This is a genomic window from Schaalia sp. ORNL0103 (assembly GCF_019429565.1).
Lineage (GTDB): Bacteria > Actinomycetota > Actinomycetes > Actinomycetales > Actinomycetaceae > Pauljensenia.
Genome location: NZ_JAHXSA010000001.1, coordinates 1,158,934 through 1,185,011, shown reverse-complemented (window position 1 = coordinate 1,185,011; position 26,078 = coordinate 1,158,934). Strand labels below are relative to the sequence as shown.

Here is a 26,078-nt window from a genome sequence, read left to right as displayed (position 1 = left end):
CATTTACAACTAAGGTCCGCCCTCGCGGCCCCTCTCCCTTTAGAGTAGATGCATGCGTAGTCTCATGCAGTTAGCTGAAGAAGCCTCTTCGACGCCGTTGTCGGAGCAGGACATCGATTGGCTGCACCTCCTCCTCGCGGACTGGCAGGTGCTCGCCGACCTGGCGGCCGCCGACCTGGTTCTGTGGCTGCCCGCCGACGACGGACGCTTCATCGCGGCCGCCCATTGCCGTCCCGCGACCTCGACGACCGTCCACGTGGACGACATCATCGGCCTCCACCTGCCCGCCGCCCGCGAAATCGACCTGCGGCGCGCCCTGCAGACCGGGCAGGTCGTGCGCTCGCCCGCTGCCCGATGGGCCGGCACCTACTCGATGATGGAAACCTGCGTGCCCGTGTGCCACGATGGGCGCATCATCGCCGTCGTCACCCGCGAGGCCAACCTGTCGAGTCCGCGTCTGTCCCTCGGGTTCGAGGGGTGGACCGTTGCGGCGGCCGACACCCTGTGCCAGATGATGGCGCGCGGCGAATACCCCTACGACTCCACCCCGCAGGTCACCTCCCACGGCGTCCCGCGAGTCCTCGACGGCGCTGTCCTGCTGGATGCGGAGGGCCGCGTCCAGCATGCGACCCCCAACGCCGTGTCGTGCCTGCGCCGCCTCGGCATTCGCACGCACGTGACCGGAAAGGTTCTCGCTCAGGAGATCACCGAGGTCATCGGTGACGGCACTCTCATCGAAGAATCCATGGCGGTCGTCGTCATGGGCCGTGCCTCCTGGCGCGTCGAGATCGCCGCGCGCGCCTCCACCGTCAGTATGCGTGCCCTGCCCCTCGTCAACGGGCGTAAGCGCCTGGGCGCCGTCATCCTGACGCGCGACGTCTCCGAGGTCCACCGTCACGAGCAGGAACTCATGACGAAGGACGCGACAATCCGCGAGATCCACCACCGCGTCAAGAACAACCTGCAGACCGTGTCCGCCCTGCTGCGCCTCCAGTCGCGCCGCTCCTCCGAGGAAGCGGTCAAGGTCGCGCTCGCGGAGGCCGAGCGCCGCGTGCAGGCCATCGCGACCGTGCACGCCGCCCTGTCGCAGAACGTCGATGAATCGGTTGACTTTGACGAGGTCGCGCGCACGATCGTGCGCATGGCCGGTGCGATCGCGTCCACGGACCACGCCGTCGAGGTCATCACGAGCGGCAGCTTCGGCACGATTCAGGCCGATCAGGCTCAGGCCCTGGCGACGGTCCTCAACGAGCTGGTCGCCAACTCGGTCGAGCACGGCCTCGCGGACCGTGATGGCCTCATCGAGGTGCGCGCCGAGCGCGAGGGAACGTCCATGACCGTGACAGTCGCAGACGATGGCGTGGGCTTCGTGCCGGGCACGCCCATGAGCGGCCTGGGCACGCAGATCGTGCACCAGATGGTGCGCGGCGAGCTCAAGGGCTCGATCGAGTGGGCGCCGCGTGAGGGTGGCGGCACGCTCGTCACGCTCCACGCCAACCTGGACCCCGCCTGATCGGGGATCCGCCCAGGCGGTATGAATGATCAACGAACGAGGCCGGGGATCCATTGTGGATCCTCGGCCTTGATCGTCTGTGCGGCACGTGCGGGCGCTGTGGCTTGTTAGCAGCCTGCGCGGCGTGCGCGCGCGGCGCGGCGCTTGAGGGAGCGGCGTTCTTCTTCGCTCATGCCACCCCACACGCCGGAGTCCTGGTTGTTGTCGATGGCCCACTGCAGGCAGATGCCCACGACCTCGCACTCGCGGCACACGGCCTTGGCCTCGGCGACCTGCGTAATAGCCGGACCCGTGTTCCCGATCGGGAAGAAAAGTTCCGGGTCTACGGTCAGGCATGCTGCCTTACTGCGCCAATCCATGATCTGTCTTTCGCTCCTCGCGTCCTGTGCGCCTGGTTCTCTTTTACTCTTTTTCAGTGTCCGCTAGGTCATCTTAGTCGTGCAAGGTCGTGTCAACAGTGAAATGGAGATGTCACTATGTGGCTGCTCACGACCGGCCAATAAGGTGGGACTTAGGTGTTAACTGACCCTACGGTCAGTTGGACAGTACTGACGGTATCACCCTCGCTGATCAGTCCGCAGGTCATATCCCACCGTCGTGCCGTCAGGGCGAGCGGCGGCGTGTGGCTGTGTTGAATTAATGCGCGAATTACGTTGTGTGTGGGGTTGAGCGCGAGGACCCTGTGCTTGTCCCATCTGGTGATACGAGTCCACGCTTCTTCGGGAATTACGTCAGAGATCTTTGGTGTTTCCCAACCGAGGTGGGCGTGGATGGCCTCGATGACCCGGGCATCGTCCCTGCGTCCGATGATGATCCACGGCAGTGCGTGTTCCCAGGTGGGGGCGCTGTAGGTGGGGCCGATCAAGATGGGAGAGCGGGTATTTCTGACCAGCGCTGTGACCTGCGAAGGGGAGGGGATGTGCCAGTCGTTCTCGTCAGCCGGGCGGTGGGGTCGCAGGTGAATGCCCTGCCTGGGGATGGTGGCGAGGCGCGAGGGCTCCCCAGGCCGCACGACGAGCGCCTGCCCCTCACCGAGAGCGCGCAGCTCCCCGGGCGCGATCCCGGCGTGGACGGCCTCGTCCGCGTCCCGGGCACGCACGATGCGGGTCGAGAATGCTCCCATTGCCGCGCTCGACGGGGTGAATCTGCCGGCGAAGGCTGCGACGATGACGATGCCGGCGCGCCTGGCCTTGGCCAGGAGTGAGGTCCACAGCGCCTCCGCCTGGGGAGCAGCGAGCGCCTGCGACAGATACGAGCGCAGCTGCGGGCCATCCGTGAGCGCGAGGACCGCGGGCCCGTGGTCGCAGATGCCTTCCAGCAGGTCGATGGCGCTGGGTGCGTCCGCAGGCAGCTGGGAGGCCACGCCTCCCACCGCGTCCTCGCCAATTACGTGGAGAGGGTGGTGGGTGCCGTGCGCGATCCGCGTCGCGAGGGACAGTGCCCATTGCGCGGCGAGACGCGCCTCGTGCGCGCTGGTCTGAATCTGGATGCTTCCCCCGTCCCAGACGATGGGGGAGTGCCGCTCGATGCCTTCCGCGAGGCCGAGAGACACGGCGGTGCCGCCAGGGAGTCCGTCGCGGGCAGCGTTCCTCTCCGGGGCGTGATCGGGAAGGGGCTGTGCGGCGTCGTCGACATCCTCCCAGGTCAGCTCCTCGGGTAGGGGCGGCGCCCACAGGGGCTCGGTGCCCGTGCGAGGCCACGTGGCGTTGCAGCGCTCGACCACTGACGCGATGTCGGCGAGGTAGGTCAGCTGGATCGTGCCCACGTCCGACAGGACCGCGCGACCGGGGATACGCGGCAGTGAGGCGGCGCGTCCGTCCCCGATGATATCGGTGGAGTCCGAGGTGCTGACGCAGCGCAGACACAGGCGAATGTCCATGTTTGCGCGCATCTGTGCGCTCACCGCGCCCGAGGGGCGTTGTGTGGCCGCGATGAGATGCAAGCCGAGGCTGCGTCCCTGCGCGGCGAGGCGGAGCAAGACCTCCATCGAATCGGGGTGGGCCTGGGCGAGAACGCGGAACTCGTCGATCGCGACGATGAGACGAGGCGGGGGAGCGCTCACGCTGACAGGATCCTCCTCGTGCGCGCTCTCCCAGGCGGCGAGGTCGGGGAAACCGAGCGCCCCGAGGGCTTCCTCACGTCGTTGGAGAATCGACGCTATTCCCTCCAGCGCTCGGGTCGTGGCTCCGGCGTCGAGGTCGGTGAGGAGGGCCTGCGTGTGAGACAGTGCCTCGAGGCGGGCGAAGGTCGCCCCGCCCTTGTAGTCGATGAGGATGAAGCGGACCTGTTCGGGGTTGTAGCAGTGCGCGATGGCGGCGAGCCACCCGAGGAGCGCCTCTGACTTACCCGATCCGGTGCACCCGGCGACGAGGGCGTGCGGCCCGTCGGCGACCAGGTCTAGGTCGACGGGACCATCCTCTCCCAGACCTATCCGCACACTCAGTCCACCGCCGCGTCCCCTCGCTGAGGAGGGGTCCCAGTCGAGCCGCGTGGGCAGGCTGTCTTGTGCATCCGCTCGGGTGACGGTCCACCACCAGTGCGAGCTTACGGGTGCGTCGTCGGTGACGCACACCTGCGCGCACCACGCCGGAAGGAGCGACAGCGAGGAGGCGTATCCGATGTGGAGCGTTGGGCGGGCGGCGTCGCGCGTGCAGTGCGGGCAGGAGTCGCGGTCGCTGACGTGGATATCCACGCCTGCGTTCCCAATGAGCACGGGAGTGGCGCTCTTCCACCACACGCGCGCCCCACCGAGCTGAGCGGCGATCTGGCCGGCGCACCACAGCGCGCACTGGGACGCGTGGGCGCCGACGATGCCGATCGCCTCGCACTCGCCCGGCTCTCTCGCATCGGCTGATGCTGCCAGCCGCACGCGCCGGCCCACGCGCGTGGGCCGCCCCGGCCACACGGCGGCCCTCGCAGCGCGTGGGGGAGCGGACGAGGCCGGAAGCCCAGCGAGGACAAGGGACAGTGCCCCTCCATCCCAGCCCAGGCGACGCCGGCGTGCCCGCCACGCTAGGGCGACCGCGGCGACGATTGCGACCAGCACAACGCCCGCGCAGGCCGGCGCGAGCGCCGAAGGAAGCGAAACGGACGAGCGCAGCCTCCACAGCAGGAAACCTCCCATGACGAGCACTGAGACCAGGGGAGCTCCTCGCAGGAGAGACGACCCCGTGATCGACCCCCGGCCTCGTCCGGAAGGTGCGGGCCAGGCCAGGCGCCGAGGCCGCCCCCGCACTTCGAAGATGTCCTCCCCCAGGCGGATGCGGGTCCCCGCAGGGAGAGGACGGGTGTCCCGATGGTGGCGCCATAGGGGGAGCCGAGCGCGCACGCGCACGGGGGAAGCGCCGGGCGACACACGCAAGACGGCCTGACCGTCCCGCGTCGAGAATCGGAGGTGCTCCCTCGCGACGGAGACGCATGTCAGCGGCACGTCCCCCGCTCGCCCGACCGTGCCGGGGGCGAGCACGACGCCGACGTCCGGGCCCGCGACGCAGGCCAGGTGAACGTCGGCTCGCAAGGCCGATCGGGCGAGGCAACCGGAATCCTTCATGCACCAACGATCCCGCTGCGCTCGCTGCCGATCAAGCGACGTGAGAAGCCCTGTGGATAACCCGAGGCACTCACGTGCCCCTGTGGATAACAGCGCATAGGCCCGTGTGGCTATGGCCACCTCCGCCGTCCAAGCGCCCCGCCCGCCGGTCCGCCAGCCTCGTCGAATGCAAGAATGGACCCCATGGCTGACTCCACGTTCGAGACGACCCGCGACCGCTACAACGACCTCGTGACACGCATCAATGAGGCGCGCGCCGCCTACTACGACCGTGATTCGCCGACGCTCGCGGACGCGGACTACGACCGCATGTACCGCGAGGTCGAGCAGATCGAGGAGCGCTACCCGCAGCTGCGCGGCGTCGACTCGCCCACGATGAGCGTGGGCGGCAGCGTCGACTCCGGTTTCTCCGAGGTGCGCCACCTTGCTCAGATGATGTCCCTCGACGACGTGTTCTCCCTCGAGGAGCTCGCCGGGTGGGAGACCCGCATGGCCGAGGCCACCGGAATTGCCGACCTCGAGATGACGACCGAAGTCAAGGTCGACGGCCTCTCCATCAACCTCCTCTACGAGAACGGCCGCCTTGTGCGCGCCGCGACCCGAGGCGACGGCTACGTCGGCGAGGACGTGACCGCTAACGCCCGGACGATCAAGTCGATTCCGCAGACCCTCACCGGAACGGTGCCCGCCCGCATCGAGGTACGTGGTGAGGTCTACTTCCCGGTCGCCGACTTCGCCGCATTCAACGAGGCCCGCGTCGAGGCCGGGGAAAAGACCTTCGTCAACGCGCGCAACGCCGCCGCCGGCTCCCTGCGCCAAAAAGACCCGGCCGAGACCGCCAAGCGCCCCCTCGCGATGGTCGCCCACGGCATCGGCTTCGTCGAGGCCGGGGAAGACTTCTCCGAGCCGACCACCCAGATGGGCTGGTACGAGCAGCTGCGCGACTGGGGCCTGCCCGTCTCGCCCTACACCCGCGTGCTGACGGGCCGCGAGGCGATCGAAGAGCGGATCGCCGAGATCGGTGCCAACCGCCACGGCCTCGTCCATGAGATCGACGGCGTCGTCGTCAAGATCAACGACCTGGACCTGCAGCGTTCCCTTGGCTCGACCTCGCGCACCCCGCGCTGGGCGGCCGCCTACAAGTTCCCGCCCGAAGAGGTCCACACGCGCCTGCTCGACATCCGCGTCCAGGTGGGCCGTACGGGGCGCGTTACCCCGTACGGCGTCATGGAGTCCGTGCTGGTCGCGGGCTCGAACGTTGCGCGCGCGACCCTGCACAACGCCCAGGAAGTCGCCCGCAAGGGCGTCCTCATCGGCGACCTCGTCGTCCTGCGAAAGGCCGGCGACGTCATCCCCGAGATCGTCGCCCCCGTCGAGGACGCGCGCAACGGCTCCGAGCGTCCCTTCGTCATGCCTACCGAGTGCCCCTCCTGCGGGACGACGCTCGTCCAGGAGAAGGAAGGCGACGTCGACCTGCGCTGCCCGAACAAGGGTTTGTGCCCCGCGCAGATCACCGAGCGCCTCGCCCACGTCGGCGCCCGATCCGCCCTGGATGTGGAGGGCCTCGGCGACGAGTCTGCCCTGGCGATGACCCAGCCTGAAAATGACCGTGACGAGGTGGCGGCCGCCCTGGTCGCCGGCCACAGCGTCACGCTGGAGGACGGCACCGTCCTCACCCTTGAGGGCGGCCGCGAGCTGCCCCACGGCGAGCAGATCACCCGTGCCGAGGAACTCCTGCCCGCCCCGCAGGCTCCCGCCCTGCGCACGGAGGCCGCGCTCTTCGACCTGCGTGCCGAGGACCTGCACGACGTGATGGTGTGGAAGCCCGTCAAGCAGAAGGGCGAGGAAACCGGGGACTGGAAGCAGGTCCGCTACTTCTGGACCAAGGCCTACAAGCCTCGCAAGCTGCGCGGACAGACCATCTTTGAACCCATTGAGCCCAGCGCCTCCAAGGGCACTGAGAAGATGCTCGCCGAGCTCGAGAAGGCCAAGAGCCAGCCCCTCGCGCGCGTCCTCGTCGCCCTGTCCATCCGCCACGTCGGCCCCACGGCGGCCCGAGCGCTCGCAGAGAAGTTCCTATCGATGGATGCCCTGCGCACCGCCACGGTCGAGGAGCTCTCCGCCGTCGAGGGCGTGGGCGAGGAAATCGGCCGATCCCTGCGCGACTGGTTCACGGTCGACTGGCACCTGGAGGTGCTGGAGGCGTGGGCGCGCGCGGGCGTGCGCATGGCCGACGAGGCACCCGAGCCGGCCTCGGACGTGCTCGCTGGTCTGACGATCGTCGTCTCGGGCGCGATGCCCGGATACGACCGCGAGGGCGCCAAGGAGGCGATCACCTCGCGTGGCGGCAAAGCCGCGGGCTCGGTCTCGAAGAAGACGTCCCTCGTGGTCGCGGGCCCTGGCGCGGGCTCGAAGGCCGCGAAGGCCGAGGCCCTGGGCGTCCCCGTCATCACCGAGCAGCAGTTCGCGGACCTCCTCGAGGGAGGCCTGGCAGCCGTCGGCCTGTAACGAGGCCGGGGCTCAGACGAAGGGCTCGAAGGGGCCCAGCAGCACCTCGCCGACGCGGGTGATCATCGAGCGCTTCTCCCACTCGTCGATCGTCAGGCGGCGGGCCGTCGTCAGGTCGTTCGCGAAAATCTCCTCCATGCGCGCGGCCAGCGGGCGAGAGAAGAACTGCAGGCACACCTCGTAGTTGCCGCGCATCGACAGGCGGTCGATATTCGCCGTGCCGATCGTCGACCAACGCCCATCCACCGTCATCGTCTTCGAGTGGACCATCGCGTGACGGTACAGCCAGATCTCCACGCCCTCGCGCAGCAGCTCGCCGTAGTAGGGGCGCGCCACCCAGTCCGCCAGGATGTGGTTGGAATACTCGGGGATCAGCACCTGGACGCGCACGCCACGGCGGGCGGCGGCGATCAGGGAACCGAGGACCTCGCGGTCGGGGATGAAGTACGCCGTCGTGATGAGCACGCGGTCGGTCGCGCGCTCAATCGCATCGATGTACATGCCGCGGATCGGGTACAGGAGGTAGTGCGGCAGGTTGAACTGCGCGGTCACGTCCGCGCTCCACGCCCGCGCACCCTGATCGGGCAGCTCCGGGCAGGTCTTGGGGCGGAAGTGGTTCCAGAAGTCGACGAAGCCGTTTTCCAGCTCCCACACGGCCTCGCCCGTGATGCGCACGTGGGTGTCGCGCCACTCGTTGGCAAAGGGATCGCCGATGTTGTAGCCGCCGACGAATCCGACCTCGCCGTCGACCACGAGAATCTTGCGGTGATCCTGGCCCGTGCGACGAATGTTCAGGGTGAAGAAGCCCGAACGTAGCGTCGGGAACTTACGCACGTGCAGATTCGGCATCACGGGGAACTTGTAGAAGCGCGGATCCTGGTTGAGGACGCCGAAGCCGTCCCACACGCAGAACACCTCGACACCGCGCTTCGCCGCGTCGATCAGTGCCGTCTTAAAGCGCTGGCCCCAGCGGTCCGAGCGCCAAATGAAGGTCTCGAAATAAATGTGATGCGTCGCCCCTTCAATGGCCTCCAACATGTCTGCGTACAGGGAGGTTCCCTCGGTGTACGTCCGCGCCACGGTGTCGCCGATCTGCGTGTCGGCGGGAGGCAGGGTGGGGAAACCGTGCACGCCACCGGGGATACGGGCGGTGCGCATGCGGTCGATCGCGTGCACGGTCACGACTGCGGCCGCCTGGGCGGCGAGCAGCGCGATTCCCGCTTTTTTGACGATCGACCACGTCTGCCTGGTGAGTTGGCGTCGCTGTGAAAAGGCCATACGGGTAGGATGCCACACATGTCACGCATTAGTACTGACGAGGTCGCCCGCGTTGCGGGCCTGGCCCACATCGCATTGACCGACGAGGAAATCACGCGTTTCGCGGGTGAGCTCGACGCGATCGCCGACGCCGTCTCCAAGGTGTCCGAGGTCGCCACCCCCGAGGTTCCCGCCACGTCCCACCCGATTCCGCTGACCAACGTGTGGCGCGAAGACGAGATTGGGCAGACCGTGGACCGCGACGAGGTGCTCGCTCAGGCGCCCGCCGCCCAGGACGGCATGTTCCTGGTTCCGCAGATTCTGGGGGAGGACTGATGAACGAGCTGCTGAAGAAGAGCGCCCTCGAGCTGGCGGACATGCTGGCCGCCGGCCAGATCACCTCCGTCGAGCTGACCCAGGCCTGCCTGGACCGCATCGACGCCATCGAGGACCGCGTCAACGCCTTCATCACGGTCGACCGCGAGGGCGCCCTGGCGACCGCGGCCGACGTGGACGCGCGCCGCGCGGCGGGGGAGACCCTGCACCGCCTGGCGGGCGTGCCGATCGCAGTCAAGGACAACGTGGTGACGCGCGGCCTGCGCACCACCTGCGCCTCGAAGATCCTGGGCGACTGGGAGCCTCCCTACGACGCGACCGTCACCACCAAGATCAAGGAAGCCGGCCTGCCCATCGTCGGCAAGACCAACATGGACGAGTTCGCCATGGGTTCGTCCACCGAGCACTCCGCCTTCGGTGCGACCAAGAACCCGTGGGACACCGAGCGCATCCCCGGCGGCTCCGGCGGCGGTTCGGCCGCTGCTGTCGCTGCCTACATGGTTCCCCTGGCCCTCGGTTCCGACACGGGCGGCTCGATCCGCCAGCCCGCGTTCGTGACCGGAACGGTCGGCGCCAAGCCCACTTACGGCGCGGTGTCGCGTTTCGGCCTGGTGGCCATGGCCTCGTCCCTGGACCAGATCGGCCCCGTCACCCGCACGGTCGCGGACGCGGCCGCCCTGACCGAGCTGATCGGCGGCTACGACCCCAACGATTCGACCTCCCTCAACGAGCCGGTCCCCGCGCTCACCGAGGCCGTCGAGTCCGTGGCCGCGGAAGGCTCCATGAAGGGCCTGAAGGTTGGCGTCGTTAAGGAGTTGAGCGGCGAGGGCTACCAGAAGGACGTTATCGACGCCTTCAACGCCACCGTCGAGAAGCTGCGTGAGGCCGGCGCCGAGATCGTCGAGGTCTCCTGCCCGCACCTGGAGTACTCGCTGGGCGCCTACTACCTGATCATGCCCGCCGAGGTCTCCTCGAACCTGGCCCGCTTCGACGGCATGCGCTACGGCATCCGCGTCGAGCCCACCGAGGGTCCCGTGACCGCCGAGCGCGTCATGGCGGCCACCCGCGAGGCCGGCTTCGGCGACGAGGTCAAGCGCCGCATCATCCTGGGCACGCACGTGCTCTCGGCCGGCTACTACGACGCCTACTACGGCAGCGCCCAGAAGGTGCGCACGCTTATCCAGCGCGACTTCGACGCGGTGTTCGAGCAGGTCGACGTCCTCGTGTCGCCCACGGCCCCCGAGACGGCCTTCAAGTTCGGTGAGAAGACCTCCGACCCGCTGGCCATGTACCTCTACGACGTCGCGACGATCCCCGCGAACCTGGCGGGCATCCCCGGCGTGAACGTGCCCAACGCGGTGTCCTCCGAGGGCCTGCCCATCGGCTTCCAGGTGCTGGCCCCCGCGCGCGGCGACCTGGTCATGTACAAGGTGGCGTCCCTGGTGGAGGCGCTCAGCGACGACGTCGCGGGTCAGTGCCCCGCAGCTAACTGGGAGGAAAAGTGATGACTGAGCTCATGGATTACGACGAGGCGGCGCGCCGCTTCGACCCGGTTCTCGGCATTGAGGTGCACGTCGAGCTGGGCACCAAGACCAAGATGTTCGACGCAGCCCCCAACGCGTTTGGTGGCGACCCGAACACCTTCGTGACCCCCGTGTCGCTGGGTCTGCCCGGCTCCCTGCCGGTCGTCAACCACAAGGCCGTCGAGTACGCGATCAAGATCGGCCTGGCGCTGAACTGCGAGATCGCGGAGTACTGCCGTTTCGCGCGTAAGAACTACTTCTACCCGGACCTGACGAAGGCTTTCCAGACCTCTCAGTCCGACGAGCCGATCGCTCACGACGGTTACGTGGACGTCGAGCTTGAGGACGGCACCATGTTCCGCGTGCAGATTGAGCGCGCGCACATGGAGGAGGACGCGGGTAAGAACACGCACATCGGTGGCGCTGACGGTCGCATCCAGGGCGCGGACCACTCGCTCGTGGACTACAACCGTGCGGGCGTGCCGCTCGTGGAGATCGTGACCCGCCCGATCGAGGGTGCCGGTGAGCGTGCGCCCGAGGTGGCCGCCGCCTACGTGCAGGCCCTGCGCGACATTTTCCGCGCCCTCGACGTGTCCGAGGCTCGCATGGAGCGTGGCAACGTGCGCGCCGACATCAACGTGTCGCTGCGCCCGACGCCCGAGTCCCCGCTGGGTACGCGCACCGAAACGAAGAACGTGAATTCCTTCCGCGGCATCGCCTCGGCCGTGCGCTACGAGATGCAGCGCCAGGCCCAGATCCTGTCCGAGGGTGGCACGATCCTGCAGGAGACCCGACACTACCACGAGGAGGACGGCTCGACGTCGTCCGGCCGTGAGAAGTCGGATTCTGAGGACTACCGCTACTTCCCCGAGCCCGACCTGGTGCCGATCCGCCCGGATCGCGAATGGGTGGAGGAGCTGCGCGCCTCGCTGCCCGAGCTGCCCGTCGCCAAGCGCCGCCGCCTGCGCACCGAGTGGGGCTACGCGGACATGGAGATGCGCGACGTCATCAACGCTGGCGCACTCGAGCTCATCGAGGCCACGGTCGCCGCGGGCTGCGATCCCGCCTCCGCCCGCAAGTGGTGGATGGGCGAGATCTCGCGCCGCGCCAAGGAGCGCGAGGTTTCCCTCGACGAGGCCGGGGTCAGCCCCGCTCAGGTCGCCGAGCTGCAGGGTCTTATCGATTCGGGTCGTATCAACGACAAGCTGGCGCGCCAGGCCCTCGAGGGTGTCCTCGCGGGCGAAGGCGATCCGACGCAGGTCGTCGAGGCCCGAGGCCTTGAGGTTGTCTCCGACGACGGTGCCCTGACGGCGGCCGTCCAGGAGGCCCTGGACGCCAACCCCGACATCGTCGAGAAGATCAAGGGTGGCAAGGTCCAGGCGGCCGGTGCCCTCGTCGGCGCGGTCATGAAGGCCACTCGCGGGCAGGCTGACGCCGCCCGCGTGCGTGAACTGATCATGGAGATGGTCGGCGCCTGAGGTTACTCCGCGCGAGCGTCACGGGGGCCGGGATCGATGCGATCCCGGCCCCCGTCGTCGTTTCCCGACTGGACGCCGCGGCCTCGTGGTGATCTCCCGAGGAGGTGCCCCGGCCTCGTCCCTGATCGCTCGCACGTGTCCACGTTGTGGCATTCCTCTTTCGGGGGGAGTGGAAAGTTACCTAGGATGAGCGCTTGAGGACAGCCGGGCCGACTGTGGCCGGGCGCCCAACGAAAGGACAGACATGCGCACATCGCCGTCGTACACCGCCTCCTACCGTATCGAGGTGGACGAGAAGACGACTTCCATCGCGTCCATTGTTGACGCAGTCTCTTCGACTGGAGCGGAGATCAAGGGCCTCGACGTGGCCGACTCCGACCGCGGGCGCATCATCATTGACCTGACGTGCGACATGCGCGATTCCGAGCACCGCCGCGAGGTGCGCGACGCCATCGCTGCGCTGCCCGGCGTGACCGCCGATTCCGTCGCCGACCAGACCTTCATGAGCCACATCGGCGGCAAGGTGGAGATCCACTCCAAGGTGCCGCTGCGTAACCGTGACGACCTCTCGCGTGCCTACACGCCCGGCGTGGCCCGCGTGTGCACCGCCATCCACGACATGCCCCAGAAGGCCCACCTGCTGACCATGAAGGCCAACACGGTCGCGGTCGTCTCCGACGGCACCGCGGTGCTCGGCCTGGGCGATATCGGCCCCGAGGCTGCCCTGCCCGTCATGGAAGGAAAGGCCGTCCTGTTCAAGGAGTTCGGCGGCGTCGACGCGTGGCCGGTCGTCCTGGACACCAAGGACACCGAAGAGATCATCTCGATCGTCAAGGCTATCGCCCCCGCTTACGGCGGCATCAACCTGGAGGACATCTCCGCACCCCGCTGCTTCGAGATCGAAGAGCGCCTGCGCGCCGAGCTCGACATCCCCGTCTTCCACGACGACCAGCACGGCACCGCGATCGTGGTCCTCTCCGCGCTCATCAACGCCCTGAAGATCGTGGGCAAGAAGATCGAGGATGTGCGCATCGTCGTCTCCGGCGTCGGCGCCGCCGGCAACGCGATCATCCGCCTGCTTCTCGCCCAGGGTGCGCGGGACATCATCGGCTGTGGCCGCGACGGCGCGCTGTCCGGAGACGCGACCGAGGGCATGCACCCCTCCCGTAAGGCGCTGGCCGAGGCGACCAACCCCCGCCACGTCCACGGCTCCCTCAAGGAGGTCCTCAAGGGTGCCGACGTCTTTATCGGCGTCTCCTCCGGCAACATCCTTGAGCCCTCCGACGTCGAGACCATGGCTGACGACGCTATTGTCTTCGCGCTCGCCAATCCCACGCCCGAGGTTGACCCGATCGGCGCCGGCAAGTACGCCGCCGTCGTCGCCACGGGCCGCAGCGACTACCCGAACCAGATCAACAACGTTCTGGCCTTCCCGGGTCTGTTCCGCGGTCTCCTGGACGCAAAGGTCAAGGAGATTACGACCGAGGTACTGCGCGTCGCCTCCGTGGCTATCGCGTCCGTGATCTCCGAGGACGAGCTCTCGCCCTCCTACATCATCCCCGGCGCCTTCGATAAGCGCGTTGCGCCCGCCGTCTCCAAGGCCGTGCGTCGTGCCGTGCGCGACCTTCCGACCGTGGATATCCCCGTTCAGCCCGATATGGATGTGAACTGAGAGTCATTTCGGCTGTTTGGCGGGCCCGATCGCGCTGGTGATGCGCGGTCGGGCCCGCCTTTTCGTTGACTGTGCACGGGCATGCAAGCTGAATCGACACGGACTTTTCGTTGTGTTTGGTGGGTTTGTGGTGTGTGTGGTGGGGGTCACGGTGTTTTGGTTTGACTTTGGGTGTGGGGGTGAGTAGATTATTCACCTGTCGCTACGAGCTTGTGAGTGAGTTTGTGGTGGTGGTTCACCGCTCTGGTGGCTGGGTTTGTGGCTTGGTTGTCTGGGGTGTGTGGGTGTTGTTTGTGAACTCGATAGTGTGTTTGTTTGTTTTTTTATGCCTGTTTTTTGTTTTTGAGTGTTTTTGGTTGGGATTGCTGGCTGGCCTTGTTTGGTTGGTTGGTTTTTCTGGGCTTTAACGTTTTTGTTTTTGTTCGGAGAGTTTGATCCTGGCTCAGGACGAACGCTGGCGGCGTGCTTAACACATGCAAGTCGAACGCTGAAGCCCAGCTTGCTGGGTGAATGAGTGGCGAACGGGTGAGTAACACGTGAGTAACCTGCCCCCTTCTTTGGGATAACGCCCGGAAACGGGTGCTAATACTGGATATTCACTGGCCTTCGCATGGGGGTTGGTGGAAAGGTTTTTTCTGGTGGGGGATGGGCTCGCGGCCTATCAGCTTGTTGGTGGGGTGATGGCCTACCAAGGCTTTGACGGGTAGCCGGCCTGAGAGGGTGACCGGTCACATTGGGACTGAGATACGGCCCAGACTCCTACGGGAGGCAGCAGTGGGGAATATTGCACAATGGGCGAAAGCCTGATGCAGCGACGCCGCGTGAGGGATGACGGCCTTCGGGTTGTAAACCTCTTTCGCTCATGGTCAAGCCGCAACAATGGTTGTGGTGAGGGTAGTGGGTAAAGAAGCGCCGGCTAACTACGTGCCAGCAGCCGCGGTAATACGTAGGGCGCGAGCGTTGTCCGGAATTATTGGGCGTAAAGGGCTTGTAGGCGGTTGGTCGCGTCTGCCGTGAAATCCTCTGGCTTAACTGGGGGCGTGCGGTGGGTACGGGCTGACTTGAGTGCGGTAGGGGAGACTGGAACTCCTGGTGTAGCGGTGGAATGCGCAGATATCAGGAAGAACACCGGTGGCGAAGGCGGGTCTCTGGGCCGTTACTGACGCTGAGGAGCGAAAGCGTGGGGAGCGAACAGGATTAGATACCCTGGTAGTCCACGCTGTAAACGTTGGGCACTAGGTGTGGGGGCCACCCGTGGTTTCTGCGCCGTAGCTAACGCTTTAAGTGCCCCGCCTGGGGAGTACGGCCGCAAGGCTAAAACTCAAAGGAATTGACGGGGGCCCGCACAAGCGGCGGAGCATGCGGATTAATTCGATGCAACGCGAAGAACCTTACCAAGGCTTGACATGCACGGCGACACTGCAGAGATGTGGTGGCATTTAGTTGGTCGTGTGCAGGTGGTGCATGGTTGTCGTCAGCTCGTGTCGTGAGATGTTGGGTTAAGTCCCGCAACGAGCGCAACCCTTGCCCTATGTTGCCAGCACGTGATGGTGGGGACTCGTGGGGGACTGCCGGGGTTAACTCGGAGGAAGGTGGGGATGACGTCAAATCATCATGCCCCTTATGTCTTGGGCTTCACGCATGCTACAATGGTTGGTACAGAGGGTTGCGATATCGTGAGGTGGAGCGAATCCCTTAAAGCCAGTCTCAGTTCGGATTGGGGTCTGCAACTCGACCCCATGAAGGTGGAGTCGCTAGTAATCGCAGATCAGCAACGCTGCGGTGAATACGTTCTCGGGCCTTGTACACACCGCCCGTCACGTCACGAAAGTTGGTAACACCCGAAGCCCATGGCCTAACCGTTTTTGCGGGGGGAGTGGTCGAAGGTGGGATTGGCGATTGGGACGAAGTCGTAACAAGGTAGCCGTACCGGAAGGTGCGGCTGGATCACCTCCTTTCTAGGGAGCCCAGTTTGTGGGGAACAAGGCAGCATGGCTGTTTGGGTTGTGTTGTGTTGTTTTCTTGTGCCTGCGCATGTACGCCACCTGATGTGGGTGGTGGGTGTGGGTGCGTGTTTTGGGTTGGGCATAAAAATGTTGTAGCGAGCAGACACACTGTCGGGTTCACGTTCAACACCGTGTGAGCGTCCGCTGCCTGTTGGTGGTGGTTGCCTGCGCAGCCAGCCTGGGGGTTTCTTGGGTGTGGGTGTGTGTGGTGGGTTGTTTGTGATTTGTATAGTGGTTGCGAGCATATTTGTTCTGTACTGTTTTTTGTGTTTTGTTTAGTTTTATTGGGCATTCGGTGGATGCCTTGGCATCAAGAGCTGATGAAGGACGTTGCGGCCTGCGATATGCCTCGGGGAGCTGGCGAGCGAGCGTTATTATCCGAGGGTGTCCGAATGGGGGAACCTAACCTGGGTTGTGCTGGGTTACCATCATCTGAACGTGTATAGGGTGGTGGGGGGAACGCGGGGAAGTGAAACATCTCAGTACCCGCAGGAAAAGATATTCCGTGAGTAGTGGCGAGCGAAAGCGGAGGAGGCTAAACCAGATGCGTGTGAGAGGCGGCGGCCGTTGCGTGTTTGGTGTTGTGGGGCCATATTGGATCCTTCTGCCGGGGGATCGCATCACTTGTTGTTGGGAGTTGAACAGTCTGGGAAGTCTGACCGTAGAGCGTGATAGTCGTGTAAACGGACCGGTGGCGTGTGGTGTGGGTGTGGTACCCGAGTAGCGCGGGACTCGTGAAATCTCGTGTGAATCTGCCAAGACCACTTGGTAAGCCTAAATACTACTTGATGACCGATAGTGCATAGTACCGTGAGGGAATGGTGAAAAGTACCCCGGGAGGGGAGTGAAATAGTACCTGAAACCGTGTGCCTGTAAGCCGTCAGAGCCTTGAGGGGTGATGGCGTGCCTTTTGAAGAATGAGCCTGCGAGTTAGTGATACGTGGCGTGCTTAACCCGTGTGGGGTATGCGTAGCGAAAGCGAGTCTGAAATATGGCGTTGGTCGCGTGTTCTAGACCCGAAGCGGGGTGATCTACCCATGGTCAGGTTGAAGCAGAGGTAAGACTGTGTGGAGGACCGAACCCACCAGGGTTGAAAACCTGGGGGATGAACTGTGGGTAGGGGTGAAAGGCCAATCAAACTCCGTGATAGCTGGTTCTCCCCGAAATGCATTTAGGTGCAGCGTCGCGTGGTCCCTGGTGGAGGTAGAGCTACTGGATGGCCGATGGGCCCTATGGGTTACTGACGTCAGCCAAACTCCGAATGCCATTAGGTGTAGCGCGGCAGTGAGACTGCGGGGGATAAGCTTCGTAGTCGAGAGGGAAACAGCCCAGATCATCAGCTAAGGCCCCTAAGCGTACGCTAAGTGGGAAAGGATGTGGAGTCGCGGTGACAACCAGGAGGTTGGCTTAGAAGCAGCCATCCTTGAAAGAGTGCGTAATAGCTCACTGGTCAAGTGGTTCTGCGCCGACAATGTAGCGGGGCTCAAGCGTACCGCCGAAGCTGTGGCAACAACACAAGTAGCTGGCGCCAGGAACTGGAGTGCTGGTGTGTTGTTGGGTAGGGGAGCGTCCTGCACGAGGTGAAGCCTGGAGGGAACTTCTGGTGGATTGTGTGGGAGTGAGAATGCAGGCATGAGTAACGAATCTGCGGTGAGAATCCGCAGCGCCGATTGACTAAGGGTTCCAGGGCTAGGTTTATCCGCCCTGGGTTAGTCGGGTCCTAAGGCGAGGCCGACAGGCGTAGTCGATGGACAACCAGTTGATATTCTGGTACCGCGTTATGACCGCCCATGCTGAAGTCATTGTGCTAACCAATTTGCTCACGCCCCCACATGACCTTCGGGTTGCGTGGTGTGTGTGGGTCTTGGGGCCCCGGTGATTGTAGGCAAGCGTGTTAACAGGGGTGACGCAGACAGGTAGCTGCAGTGCGCCGATGGTTGTGCGTATTTAAGGTTGTGGCCCGCCTCCCAGGCAAATCCGGGGGACAGATGGGTGAGAACTGATGAGGGACACACGCGTGTGTGGACTTGTGGTGATCCTAAGCTGCCGAGAAAAGCCTCGACGTGAGGGCATGACGCGCCCGTACCCTAAACCGACTCAGGTGGTCAGGTAGAGTATACCGAGGCGTTCGAGTGAATCGTGGTTAAGGAACTCGGCAAAATTCCTCCGTAACTTCGGGATAAGGAGGACCCCGTGACTTCCCCGCGCCGTGCGTGTGGGTGGGGTTGTGGGGTCGCAGAGAATAGGGAGAAGCGACTGTTTATCAAAAACACAGGTGCGTGCGAAGCCGTAAGGCGATGTATACGCACTGACGCCTGCCCGGTGCTGGAAGGTTAAGAGGAACCGTCAACACTCCTTTGGGGTGTGAAGCGGTGAATTTAAGCCCCAGTAAACGGCGGTGGTAACTATAACCATCCTAAGGTAGCGAAATTCCTTGTCGGGTAAGTTCCGACCTGCACGAATGGCGTAACGACTTCTCCGCTGTCTCAACCGCGAACTCGGTGAAATTGCAGTACGAGTAAAGATGCTCGTTTCGCGCAGAAGGACGGAAAGACCCCGGGACCTTTACTATAGCTTGGTATTGGTGTTCGCTTGGACTTGTGTAGGATAGGTGGGAGACTGTGAAGCTGCCGCGCCAGCGGTGGTGGAGTCGTCGTTGAAATACCATTCTGGTTCAAGCGGTCACCTCAACCTTGGCCCGTCATCCGGGTTGGGGACAGTGCCTGGTGGGTAGTTTAACTGGGGCGGTTGCCTCCTAAAATGTAACGGAGGCGCTCAAAGGTTCCCTCAGCCTGGTTGGTAATCAGGTGGCGAGTGCAAGTGTACAAGGGAGCTTGACTGTGAGACCGACGGGTCGAGCAGGTGCGAAAGCAGGAACTAGTGATCCGGCCATGGCACGTGGGTGCGTGGTCGCTCAACGGATAAAAGGTACCCCGGGGATAACAGGCTGATCTTGCCCAAGAGTCCATATCGACGGCATGGTTTGGCACCTCGATGTCGGCTCGTCGCATCCTGGGGCTGGAGTTGGTCCCAAGGGTTGGGCTGTTCGCCCATTAAAGCGGTACGCGAGCTGGGTTCAGAACGTCGTGAGACAGTTCGGTCCCTATCCTCTGTGCGCGCAGGAAATTTGAGAAGGGCCGTCCCTAGTACGAGAGGACCGGGATGGACGAACCTCTGGTGTGCCAGTTGTACCGCCAGGTGCATGGCTGGTTGGCTACGTTCGGAAGGGATAACCGCTGAAAGCATCTAAGCGGGAAGCCTGCTTCAAGATGAGATTTCCACGCCCCCTCGTGGGGTGAGAGGCCCCCGCCAGACTAGCGGGTTGATAGGCCAGAGGTGGAAGCACAGCAATGTGCTCGTGAGCCGACTGGTACTAATGGGCCAACACTAAACAACCACCCAACCAACAGGTCCGGGTGAACAAAAAGACACCAGCAAAACAGCCGCAACCACTATACAAACCACGATCAACCCACACCCCACCAAACCACGGCGGGGGAACAGTGTTGAACACCAAGACTTGTGGTGGTCATAGCACCGGGGAAACGCCCAGCCTCCATTCCGAACCTGGAAGCTAAGCCCGGCAGCGCCAATGGTACTGCAACCGCCAGGTTGTGGGAGAGTAGGACACCGCCACAACACACGTACGGAAGCGGCCGGAGACTTTACGTCTCCGGCCGCTTCATTTTTTTCGCGTTTCCAATTCGCCCTTTGTCAGTTGCACTTTCTGCACGTCCGGGACTGGCGGTCCACACCGTGTCTTCTGTCCACCACATGAAAAATCGCACGTGACGGACCAACGTCGCCCGCATATCGCTGTATCGCATGCGATGCTATATCCATGGTCACTTCTGCACACCCGCACGAGCCTCACCACCACGGTGGCAAAGACGAGGTCCTCGCTCAACGCATGGCGGCGCACGACCGCCTCGCCCATCAATCCCAGGTAGTTCTCCGACTCGGCCAGATGCTTCTGTCGTTCGGCGCCAGCGCCTACCGTGTTAAGAAGTCGATGGCAGACCTTGCGCGAGCCGTCGGCATTTCAGAGCACCGAGCACAGGTTACGTACACGGAGATCATCGCGACTGCGTACGCGAACGGCACATTCCGAACGGAGCTCGCCGAGCAACGTCTGATGGGCGTGAACGCAGACAAGATCGACCGCATCAACAACTACGTGGCGTCTTTGAACGGCAAGTCCGTGCGAGTCGAGGATGTGTCCGATGAACTCGACAAGATTGCGAAGGTTCCCGGCCTCTACGACTGGTTCTCCAACGCGCTTGCCTCCGGCCTCGCCTGTGCGGCCTTCGCATTCTTGAACGGTGGGGGATGGGTCGAGTGCTCTGCCGTTGCCGTCGCGTCGTTCTTTGGACAAGCGCTTCGCCGCCAGATGCTGATCCGCCACATGAACCACTTCGGCGTGTGGATGGCCTGCGGCGCTCTCGCCGCGATGATCTACATTTTGTTGGTCGCACCGGCTCAGCATTTCCTCGGTATTGAATCGACGCACCAGGCCGGCTTTATTTCCGCGCTGCTGTTCTTGGTCCCAGGCTTCCCGCTCGTGACGGGCCTGATCGATTTGGTGCGACAAGACTTCCAAGGCGGCGTCGGTCGCCTCGTGTACGTGACGATGCTCGTCATGTCGGCGGGTGTGGCTGTCTGGGCGATCTCGGCTGTCTTCGGGTGGTCTGTGACGCCCGAGTACGGTGTTTCGCTCGTTCCATGGCTGCACTACCTCCTGCGCTTCCTCGCCAGCTTTGTTGCTGCATACGGGTTTGCGATGCTTTTCAATTCACCGCAACGCGTGTGCGCGACGGCCGCACTCATCGGTGCCGTTATCAACACTGCTCGTATCGCCCTGCACCTGGAACTCGGCGTTCCTGCCCCGGCTTGCGTCGGCCTCGCCGCGCTCGCAGCTGGCCTTCTCGCCGTCTTCGTGGCCCGCAGGACGCGCTTCTCGCGCGTGACCCTGTCCGTGCCTGCTGTCGTCATCATGATCCCCGGTGTGCCGCTCTATCGTGCTCTGACCTACTTGAACAACCAGCAGATCGACGATGCGCTCGCCGCGCTCTTCACGGTCATGTTCACGATCGTCGCGATCGGCATGGGCCTCGCGCTCTCCCGTATGCTGACGGATAAGAACTGGCTCGTCGAAAAGCAAGAACGAGTCCCCAACCTGTGGGAGTACGAGGAGGAGAACGTATGAAATTCGAGATCGAAGCGGGCCTGAAGCCGCCGTCGTTTGAGATTGAGTACGAGATTGACCGTGACGAGATTCGCGCCGTCGGCCGCAACATCGCGATTGTGTGCGTGGCGGCGGTGACCGCTCGAGTGCTCGTCGCGCTGATTTCGCGCTGACGCTCATGCATTGACGAGGCCGTGGCCGGGAAACCGGTCGCGGCCTCGTTTGTGCGTAGGCCGAGTTGGCAGTCATAGAGGGCCACGACAACGTACTGAGCAAGCGTCGCCCTTGTGGAGGGCGCCGCAGGGCCTGCGGGGCCTGGCCGGGCTTCGAGGCGACGCGCCGAGCGGAGCTCGCGGCGCGGGCGACGAGCGGGCGGGCAGGCCATGCGGTGCCCGGAACAAAGGCGACGCCGCGAGGATTGATCAGCTGAGCGCGGCAAGTCAGGCTCTGGTTCCTGGCTACCAGGCCCCGCCACCGCCCACGGGCACCGCAGCCAGGCCTCGGCGGCCATGCGCCGGCTTTTATGTGATCGTATTGGTGGCTTTCGACCTTCTCAGCAATTTCGCACGTAATTCCCCTGCGACTGTTTCAAGATATGAACTCAAGGTGTTGAAATTGCAACGTTTTCGGGCATTGTTGAAAGCTCACGCAATCGAATTACGTGCGACTTTGAGGGAGTAGGTTCTTTCAGGGGCTACGGGCACCGGAGCCCGAGCGCCCTTGAGAGCTTCGCGGTGGCCTTGATGGTTTGAGGGGACGACAAGGAGGCATACGAATGGGGCCGACCCGAAAGGGCCGGCCCCATTGTTGTCGCAGGATCGAACCCGCGGGAGACGTTGCCGCTACATGCCGCCCAGGATCGTGGCGACGATGATCTTGCCGACCATGGCGACCGGGTAGACCAGCGCGTAGCCGAGCGACACGCGAGGATCGGCGTTGGTACGGCCGTTCGCGAATGCGAGGACGGCGGGCTGCGTCTGAGCGCCGCCCAGCAGACCGGCGAGCTTCGTGCCGCCCATCTTGAAGATCCAGCGCATCGTGCAGTACAGGCCGACCGCCATAATCGACGTCATGACGATGCCCAGGGCAAAGATGCGGATCCAGTCGCCCGACGTGAAGGCCTCGAGGATCTGACCGCCTGCCTTGGCGCCCGCCTGCGCGAGGAAGATGAGCAGGCCGAGCTCGGCCATCACCTGGCAGGTCGTGAAAGGCAGAGCCGTTGCGATGGGGCCGATGCGGCCGACGCGGCCGAAGATAAGGCCCACGATGAGCGTGCCTGCGGCGGAGCCGATCGAGAAGTACTCGCCGGAGGGGGTCAGGATCGGCAGCTCACCGATCGCGATACCCAGCGCCATGCCGATGCCCAGGGCGATCGGGTTGAGGTCCGTGAGGCCTCGGGACGAGTCGCCGAAGAACTTGGTGATCTCAGCCATCTTGGACGTGGGGGCGACGACGCGCACGCGGTCACCTTCCTGGAGGACGAGGCCCGGCTCGGCAACCATGTCGACGTCGCCGCGGCGCACGCGCGAGATAGTCGCCGAGAATTCCTTGGCGAGGCCGAGCGAGGCAACCGTGCGTCCGGCGACCTTCGGGTTGGAGATCGTCATGCGGCGGAAGTCAAGGTAGGAGCGGTCCTGCATGAGGGAGTGAGAGGACGCGTGGCCGAGCTCGGTGGCGGCGCGAGCGACGAGCTCACGGGGGCCGACGACCGTCACAAGGTCACCAGGATCCAGGGTGTCGGACATCTGGGGACGGGTGATTGGGCCGGTCTCGCCGCGGCGCAGACGGGAGAAGGAGACCTTCTCGCCGAGCTTCTCGTAGATGTCGCCGACGAAGGGGTGATCGTCGCGCTCGACGCGGATCGTGCGGTTCGACAGGGGAGAGGGGGCATCCTTATCGTTGCGACCGTAGTGCAGTGCGGCCATCGAAGCGGCAAGCATGCCGATGACGCCGAAGAGGTAGGCGATCGAGTAGCCGACCGTCGCACGTGCAGGATCGCCGGAGGCCTCACCGGCGGCGGCCAGAGCGGGTGTGTTCGTCACCGAACCCGCGAAGGTACCGGCGATGAGCGGAACGTCCATACCCATGGCCTTACCGACGTAGAGGCCGACGGTGGCGGTGATGCCGTAGAGGGCAACCATCGCCAGAATCGGGCCGACGGCGGTCTTCAGGTTGTGGAAGAATGACGCACCCGAGTTGATGCCGATCGCGAACGTGAAGAGCGTCAGGCCGAGAGTGCCCAGCTGGGGGGTGACTCGCAGCTCGATGTCGTAGGACTGTGCCCACGCTGCCAACGCGATGGCAAAGAAGAGAACGGCGGCGGCGCCGAGGCTAATGCCCTTGATTTTCACATGGCCGAACGCCATGCCTATTCCGATGAGAATGAAGAGGAACAGAACCGGCTGTTCGCTCAGAATCTCGAACACCTGATGCACGATGAAATCTCCGTGTTGTGGATTGTGATATGAGGTATGTATCAATTAAACCAGTAATACGTGCTGTGCATCTCAGTCCATCGTCCTAGATGGCGATCAGAACCCAAAGGTCCGCACAATGAGATGAAGAAGAGCGCAGCGCCTAGGCGAGATACGGTAAAGGCATGCTCAACGTTCGCGGAATTGGAATCCTCGCCCTGGTCATCGTACCCGGGCGTGCGATGCCTGCCGTGTAACGTGAGGATGGATCGCACGCCGAATTCCCCGCATCCGCGCATCTGCCGGACCTGACGGGGTTTTTTCTTTGAGACGGTCCCAACGATTGAGAGGACGAATGGTGAGCGACACCGCCAACACCACCCGCATGACCGGAGCCGAGGCTATCGTGGCCAGCCTCGAGGCCCTGGGCGTTACCGACGTGTTCGGTATGCCCGGCGGCGCAATTCTGCCGACCTACGACCCGCTGCTGGCGTCGACGTCCATCCGCCACATTCTTGTCCGTCACGAGCAGGGCGCGGGCCACGCCGCCGAAGGCTACGCCCTGGCCACCGGTAAGGTCGGCTGCGCGATCGTGACGTCCGGCCCCGGTGCCACCAACGTGCTGACGGCCCTGGGCGACGCCTGCATGGACTCGGTCCCGATCGTTGTGATCTCCGGCCAGGTCGGCGCATCCCTGATCGGAACCGACGCCTTCCAGGAAGCCGACGTCGTCGGCGCCTCGATGCCGATCACCAAGCACTCCTTCCTCGTCACGGATCCCGCGGAGATCCCCGCGCGCCTGGCCGAGGCCTTCCACCTCGCGGGCACCGGCCGCCCCGGCCCGGTCCTCGTAGACATCACCAAGTCCGCGCAGGTCGCCGAGATGGACTTCTCCTGGCCTCCCGCCCTCGACCTGCCCGGCTACCGCGTCGCGGACAAGCCGAACATGAAGCAGGTGCGTGCGGCCGCCCGCGCGATCGCCGACGCCCAGGCCCCCGTGCTCTACGTGGGCGGCGGCATCGTCCGCTCCGGCTCCACCGGCGCCCTCACCGACCTCGTCGAGATCACGAACGCCCCCGTCGTCACCACGCTGACCGCCCGCGGCGCGTTCCCCGACTCCGATCGACACAACCTCGGCATGCCCGGCATGCACGGCACCGTGGCGGCCGTCGGCGCCCTCCAGCGCGCGGACCTGATCGTGGCGCTCGGCGCCCGCTTCGACGACCGCGTGACGGGCCGCCTCGACTCCTTCGCGCCCCGCGCCACCGTCGTGCACATCGACATCGACGCCGCGGAGATCTCGAAGAACCGCCACGCCGACATCCCGATCGTCGCCGACCTGGCGACCGCCCTGCCGATCCTCACCGAGGAAATCGCCCAGGCCTCGTCGGAAAACAAGGCGGACATCTCCGGATGGTGGCGCTACCTCGACCGTCTGCGTACCAAGTACCCGATCGGATGGGCTGAGCCCGAAGACGGCATGATGGCGCCCCAGGAGGTCCTCAAGAAGCTCTCCGACAAGGTTGGCCCCGAGGCGATCTACGTGACGGGCGTGGGCCAGCACCAGATGTGGGCCGCGCAGTTCATCACGCTGGACAACCCGCGCAGCTTCATCTCCTCCTCCGGCTCCGGCACCATGGGCTACTGCATCCCCGCAGCCATGGGTGCCCAGGTCGCGGCCCCCGACAAGGTCGTGTGGGCGATCGACGGCGACGGCTCCTTCCAGATGACCAACCAGGAACTGGCCACCTGCACGATCAACAACATCCCGATCAAGGTCGCCCTCATCAACAACTCGGTGCTGGGCATGGTCCGCCAGTGGCAGTCCCTGTTCTTCGGCAAGCGCTACTCGAACACGACGCTCAACCCCGTCGAGGGCGAGCAGATCCCCAACTTCGAGATGCTCGCGCAGGCCTACGGCATGGCCGCGCGCACCGTTCGCTCCATCGACGAGGTCGACGAGGCCATTGAATGGGCCATGTCGATCAATGATCGCCCCGTTCTCATTGACTTCCGCGTCTCCAAGGACTCGATGGTCTGGCCGATGGTCGCCGCGGGCGTGTCCAACGATGAGATTCGTTACGCCAAGGGCATGGCGCCCGACTGGGAGGTGGAAGACTGATGACGAATCGTCACACTCTGGCCGTGTTGGTCGAAAACAAGCCCGGCGTGCTCACTCGCGTCGCCGCGCTTTTCGCCCGCCGCGCCTTTAATATCAAGTCGCTGACCGTGGGAGAGACCGAACACCCGGAGATCTCCCGCATGACCATCATCGTGGACGCAGACTCCGCGCCCATCGAGCAGGTGGTCAAGCAGCTCAACAAGCTCATCAACGTCCTCAAGGTTGTCGAGCTTGAACCCGAAGACTCCGTCGAACGGCGTCTGCTCATGATGAAGGTCCAGGCTGACGAGACCCGTCGTACCTCGGTCCTGCAGATCGTGGACCTGTTCCGCGCACACGTCGTCGACGTGCAACCCGAGTCGGTCGTCATCGAATCGATCGGCTCCCTATCCAAGCTGGAGGCGCTGCTGCGGGCCCTGGAGCCCTACGGTGTCACCGAACTCGTCCAGTCGGGCGCCGTGGCTATCGGCCGCGGGTCGCGCTCGATCACGGATCAACTGAAGGAGAAATGAAA

14 protein-coding genes and 3 rRNA genes are annotated in these 26,078 nt (G+C 64.4%); 13 read left to right on the top strand and 4 right to left on the bottom strand.

Annotated elements, in window-relative coordinates:
- Positions 1–52 precede the first annotated feature (52 nt).
- Positions 53–1,513: a sensor histidine kinase gene (locus JJJ16_RS05215; RefSeq protein WP_219751633.1), complete on the top strand. Its 1,461-nt coding sequence runs from the start codon at positions 53–55 to the stop codon at positions 1,511–1,513.
- A gap of 107 nt (positions 1,514–1,620) precedes the next feature.
- Here JJJ16_RS05215 and JJJ16_RS05210 read toward each other — a convergent pair whose 3' ends face one another.
- Both JJJ16_RS05210 and JJJ16_RS05205 read right to left on the bottom strand, forming a co-directional pair.
- On the bottom strand, positions 1,621–1,872 hold the full coding sequence (locus tag JJJ16_RS05210) for a WhiB family transcriptional regulator (protein ID WP_007587459.1): 252 nt from the start codon (positions 1,870–1,872) through the stop codon (positions 1,621–1,623).
- A 152-nt stretch (positions 1,873–2,024) separates the two neighbouring features.
- Positions 2,025–5,063, bottom strand: coding sequence for an FHA domain-containing protein (locus tag JJJ16_RS05205; RefSeq protein WP_219751632.1), 3,039 nt, complete (start codon positions 5,061–5,063; stop codon positions 2,025–2,027).
- A gap of 174 nt (positions 5,064–5,237) precedes the next feature.
- Here JJJ16_RS05205 and ligA point away from each other — a divergent pair, with 174 nt between their 5' ends.
- Positions 5,238–7,571 carry an NAD-dependent DNA ligase LigA gene (ligA, locus tag JJJ16_RS05200; RefSeq protein ID WP_219751631.1) on the top strand — a complete coding sequence of 778 codons (2,334 nt, stop codon included), beginning with the start codon at positions 5,238–5,240 and terminating at the stop codon, positions 7,569–7,571.
- 12 nt (positions 7,572–7,583) lie between these two features.
- Here ligA and JJJ16_RS05195 read toward each other — a convergent pair whose 3' ends face one another.
- The gene (locus JJJ16_RS05195; RefSeq protein ID WP_219751630.1) at positions 7,584–8,849 is read right to left on the bottom strand and encodes a phospholipase D-like domain-containing protein; all 1,266 of its coding nucleotides are present in this window, start codon (positions 8,847–8,849) and stop codon (positions 7,584–7,586) included.
- Positions 8,850–8,867: 18 nt separating this feature from the next.
- Here JJJ16_RS05195 and gatC point away from each other — a divergent pair, with 18 nt between their 5' ends.
- The 9 genes from gatC (at position 8,868) to JJJ16_RS05150 (ending at position 21,201) form a co-directional block, all read left to right on the top strand.
- On the top strand, positions 8,868–9,164 hold the full coding sequence (gene gatC / locus JJJ16_RS05190; RefSeq protein ID WP_003789902.1) for an Asp-tRNA(Asn)/Glu-tRNA(Gln) amidotransferase subunit GatC: 297 nt from the start codon (positions 8,868–8,870) through the stop codon (positions 9,162–9,164).
- Positions 9,164–10,669 carry an Asp-tRNA(Asn)/Glu-tRNA(Gln) amidotransferase subunit GatA gene (gene gatA, locus JJJ16_RS05185; protein ID WP_219751629.1) on the top strand — a complete coding sequence of 502 codons (1,506 nt, stop codon included), beginning with the start codon at positions 9,164–9,166 and terminating at the stop codon, positions 10,667–10,669. The genes gatC and gatA overlap by 1 nt, the downstream gene beginning before the upstream one ends.
- Positions 10,669–12,165 (top strand): Asp-tRNA(Asn)/Glu-tRNA(Gln) amidotransferase subunit GatB, encoded by a 1,497-nt coding sequence (gene gatB / locus JJJ16_RS05180; RefSeq protein ID WP_060567640.1) that lies wholly within the window; start codon positions 10,669–10,671, stop codon positions 12,163–12,165. The genes gatA and gatB overlap by 1 nt, the downstream gene beginning before the upstream one ends.
- A gap of 244 nt (positions 12,166–12,409) precedes the next feature.
- On the top strand, positions 12,410–13,837 hold the full coding sequence (locus JJJ16_RS05175) for an NAD-dependent malic enzyme (protein ID WP_219751628.1): 1,428 nt from the start codon (positions 12,410–12,412) through the stop codon (positions 13,835–13,837).
- A 419-nt stretch (positions 13,838–14,256) separates the two neighbouring features.
- A 16S ribosomal RNA gene (locus tag JJJ16_RS05170) occupies positions 14,257–15,795 on the top strand.
- A gap of 320 nt (positions 15,796–16,115) precedes the next feature.
- Positions 16,116–19,239: ribosomal RNA gene (locus JJJ16_RS05165) — 23S ribosomal RNA — on the top strand.
- Between the two features lie 125 nt (positions 19,240–19,364).
- A 5S ribosomal RNA gene (gene rrf / locus JJJ16_RS05160) occupies positions 19,365–19,482 on the top strand.
- The 16S, 23S and 5S rRNA genes sit together here, the layout of an rRNA operon.
- Positions 19,483–19,753: 271 nt before the next feature.
- Positions 19,754–21,049 carry a threonine/serine ThrE exporter family protein gene (locus JJJ16_RS05155; RefSeq protein ID WP_219751992.1) on the top strand — a complete coding sequence of 432 codons (1,296 nt, stop codon included), beginning with the start codon at positions 19,754–19,756 and terminating at the stop codon, positions 21,047–21,049.
- Positions 21,046–21,201, top strand: coding sequence for a hypothetical protein (locus JJJ16_RS05150; RefSeq protein ID WP_219751627.1), 156 nt, complete (start codon positions 21,046–21,048; stop codon positions 21,199–21,201). Before JJJ16_RS05155 ends, JJJ16_RS05150 begins: the two co-directional genes overlap by 4 nt.
- 669 nt (positions 21,202–21,870) lie before the next feature.
- On the opposite strand, the gene JJJ16_RS05145 is transcribed toward JJJ16_RS05150, so the two are convergent.
- A complete protein-coding gene (locus tag JJJ16_RS05145) occupies positions 21,871–23,463 on the bottom strand; it encodes an aspartate:alanine exchanger family transporter (RefSeq protein ID WP_219751626.1) in 1,593 nt (530 codons plus the stop codon).
- Positions 23,464–23,797: 334 nt separating this feature from the next.
- On the opposite strand from JJJ16_RS05145, the gene JJJ16_RS05140 reads away from it, so the two are divergent.
- Positions 23,798–25,564, top strand: a complete 1,767-nt coding sequence (locus tag JJJ16_RS05140; RefSeq protein WP_219751625.1) for an acetolactate synthase large subunit — start codon at positions 23,798–23,800, stop codon at positions 25,562–25,564.
- Positions 25,564–26,076: an acetolactate synthase small subunit gene (ilvN, locus tag JJJ16_RS05135; RefSeq protein ID WP_003792759.1), complete on the top strand. Its 513-nt coding sequence runs from the start codon at positions 25,564–25,566 to the stop codon at positions 26,074–26,076. Before JJJ16_RS05140 ends, ilvN begins: the two co-directional genes overlap by 1 nt.
- The last annotated feature ends 2 nt before the right edge of the window (positions 26,077–26,078 follow it).

What these genes read in the sequence shown, in the direction of transcription:
- JJJ16_RS05215 (WP_219751633.1), top strand. Translation starts at nt 53, where the DNA reads ATGCGTAGTCTCATGCAGTTAGCTGAAGAAGCCTCTTCGACGCCGTTG.
- JJJ16_RS05210 (WP_007587459.1), bottom strand. Translation starts at nt 1,872, where the DNA reads ATGGATTGGCGCAGTAAGGCAGCATGCCTGACCGTAGACCCGGAACTT.
- JJJ16_RS05205 (WP_219751632.1), bottom strand. Translation starts at nt 5,063, where the DNA reads ATGAAGGATTCCGGTTGCCTCGCCCGATCGGCCTTGCGAGCCGACGTT.
- ligA (WP_219751631.1), top strand. Translation starts at nt 5,238, where the DNA reads ATGGACCCCATGGCTGACTCCACGTTCGAGACGACCCGCGACCGCTAC.
- JJJ16_RS05195 (WP_219751630.1), bottom strand. Translation starts at nt 8,849, where the DNA reads ATGGCCTTTTCACAGCGACGCCAACTCACCAGGCAGACGTGGTCGATC.
- gatC (WP_003789902.1), top strand. Translation starts at nt 8,868, where the DNA reads ATGTCACGCATTAGTACTGACGAGGTCGCCCGCGTTGCGGGCCTGGCC.
- gatA (WP_219751629.1), top strand. Translation starts at nt 9,164, where the DNA reads ATGAACGAGCTGCTGAAGAAGAGCGCCCTCGAGCTGGCGGACATGCTG.
- gatB (WP_060567640.1), top strand. Translation starts at nt 10,669, where the DNA reads ATGACTGAGCTCATGGATTACGACGAGGCGGCGCGCCGCTTCGACCCG.
- JJJ16_RS05175 (WP_219751628.1), top strand. Translation starts at nt 12,410, where the DNA reads ATGCGCACATCGCCGTCGTACACCGCCTCCTACCGTATCGAGGTGGAC.
- JJJ16_RS05155 (WP_219751992.1), top strand. Translation starts at nt 19,754, where the DNA reads ATGGCGGCGCACGACCGCCTCGCCCATCAATCCCAGGTAGTTCTCCGA.
- JJJ16_RS05150 (WP_219751627.1), top strand. Translation starts at nt 21,046, where the DNA reads ATGAAATTCGAGATCGAAGCGGGCCTGAAGCCGCCGTCGTTTGAGATT.
- JJJ16_RS05140 (WP_219751625.1), top strand. Translation starts at nt 23,798, where the DNA reads ATGGTGAGCGACACCGCCAACACCACCCGCATGACCGGAGCCGAGGCT.
- ilvN (WP_003792759.1), top strand. Translation starts at nt 25,564, where the DNA reads ATGACGAATCGTCACACTCTGGCCGTGTTGGTCGAAAACAAGCCCGGC.